We start from the raw sequence: 2126 nt of genomic DNA, 5'->3' as shown, positions 1-2126 counted from the left end.
CCGTCGCTCTAGCCGCCCTCGTCATCTACTGGTTATGAATCCTGACCCTAGACGGTCTGCTTACCCAGAGAACGGCTAGACGTTTTTCATATCCAGCTATTGGTGCTTTGGTGCCGAATTGCCTTTTATTGCGAAATGGAGAACTAGCGCGGGGATCAAAGTTAAGGTTGAGATTCCATCATTTGCTCAATAATCTGCATTATAGGATCGTTGGTACCTTCAAGAGTGGAATCATTTTCAGAGCTGAGCTGGGATAAAAACACGAGGCCATTGAGGTTTTCTTGAAGGGGAATAATGCCGCTACGACCCGCCGCTTCAACGATGGGGGATACATCAATCCCGCTTAAAATGAGTTGCTGGACGCCCTGCAGTGTGTTGCGTATCGTCGCTTCGGCCCACTGTGTATGCGTACCTTCCATCGCAAGCCGATCGATGGCCTGAATATAGCTTTCAAGAGCGACCTGAAGTTCGCCGGGCAGACCACGCCTTTGATGAGCATTACCTTTGATTGCGAAGGCGTGCGATGGCAGCAATAGGGAAGAGTCCTCTTTGGCGGAACTAATGCGCTGATCGAGTGCCGAAATAAACTCGGTGTAGCGTCGCATTCCTTCCGCCGCATTCCATGCTTCGGCTATGACAATATGAGGAGAATCCATGGTCAACTCGTTTAGAAGCCCTATCAGCTCAGAATAGCGCATGTTTCTCTCTTCTATTGGTCCGTAGCGGGCTTGCAACTGCAGGAAAAGTGCCAGGACAGACAGGTCGGAGCGGTCGAGATTGTAAGCCGCGTTGACGAGTTCGTTCTCAAGATCAGGGCGTTGTAGACCGCGCGCTATCTGCGCTGCGTTAAAGATATCATCAGGCGTGAATTGCAGTGTAAAATCTGGGTCGTCCTCAGCATTTCTTAGATGACTACTAACCCGCAGAACGATACCAACCTGTTCAGCCCGTGTGGAATCACTTATGTCCAATTCAGTCTGCTGATCGGCCTCAATGATTGCGAGGAAATCCCCTTTCAGATCTGCATCGGGGTCATAGTTCTCCAATCCCTCCAAGGCTGGTTTGATCTCTGCCCAACGGCCTTCCGCTTGCGCCAAGACGTCAATAAGTCGCCTCATGTCGTCCACATTTTGTTTATATTTATTTGACTTTGCTTCATTCCGATTGAAGAACAGAGCAATCTTATCGTCTATCGTTACGTCTAATTCCGCCTTGAAGGTGGTAATTTCTTCGTCAAGGCGCGCTTCGATTGCGTCAGCGTTTGTGTCAAACTGAGCCACCTTGGACTCGATCTTGTCGAGCTCATCTAGTCCAAGAAATGCAAAAAGCACACCAATTCCTATAGCTAACGCGGCGCTAACGGTCAAAACCAGCCCCACAGTGCGCTCGTAACCGCGTCTCGCCGCAATCTCAAGGGCATACGCGTCTACTTGACGGTTGATCTCAAGCTGTGTGTCTTTCATTTTTTGTAGCGTGATCTCGGATGCCACCTTTTGCGCGGCTATCGCCTCATGGAGCTTCTGAATTTCTTGAGCCTGTTCAGAAAATTGATTCTCGAGTTTCGTGGACATTCCAACTATTCCTCAAAGAAGTGCTACACCAAGGAGCGATGGGTATTTTGAATGGGGAAATTCCTGCCGTCAAATGTTTTCACCCTTTTCCGTTTTCGGTCATTGGCGCAACCGCAGCTAATTCACGCTTCGTCCGCCCTGCCGACCTTCACCCTCCGAAAATGCTGAGCGATGGACGAATGTCCGGTCTGGTGAAGCTGCACTGCAGCGATCGGCAAGGGACTGAACGGCAGGTCTGGGCCGGTGGCGTAGCTCAGTGTTGGTGACGCCACGCTGATCCATAAGCGCGCTACCTCCGCATCACCGACGTTCGTGCCGAACATGGTCGAAAGCAGCTCCCCGGGATCGCTGCAAACAACCGGGGTCGGCTGTTCTGACCACGCGATGGGCGAGTTTGGGATGCGTGGTGGCTTTGATTGCGCGTGGCGGTAGCGCGCGCAATTTGCGACGATCCTCAGTGGTCAGAGTTTCCGGCAAATTTACGGAAGCAGATTGCTCTCCGTAGGGTCAGGATTCATAACCAGTAGATGACGAGGGCGGCTAGAGCGACGGCCG

Annotated in this window: 2 protein-coding genes; both read right to left on the bottom strand. The window is 51.6% G+C overall.

Features of this window, described 5'->3' with window-relative positions:
- Positions 1 to 161 precede the first annotated feature (161 nt).
- Positions 162 to 1571: a hypothetical protein gene (locus tag G0A00_RS26190; RefSeq protein WP_164185614.1), complete on the bottom strand. Its 1410-nt coding sequence runs from the start codon at positions 1569 to 1571 to the stop codon at positions 162 to 164.
- A gap of 122 nt (positions 1572 to 1693) precedes the next feature.
- Positions 1694 to 1894 carry a hypothetical protein gene (locus tag G0A00_RS26185; RefSeq protein WP_164185615.1) on the bottom strand — a complete coding sequence of 67 codons (201 nt, stop codon included), beginning with the start codon at positions 1892 to 1894 and terminating at the stop codon, positions 1694 to 1696.
- Between the last annotated feature and the right edge of the window lie 232 nt (positions 1895 to 2126).

The sequence above is a fragment of the Salipiger sp. PrR002 genome (assembly GCF_010500775.1).
GTDB lineage: Bacteria > Pseudomonadota > Alphaproteobacteria > Rhodobacterales > Rhodobacteraceae > Salipiger.
Note: the sequence above shows the minus strand (reverse complement) of the source record. Positions and strands in the feature narration are given on the sequence as shown.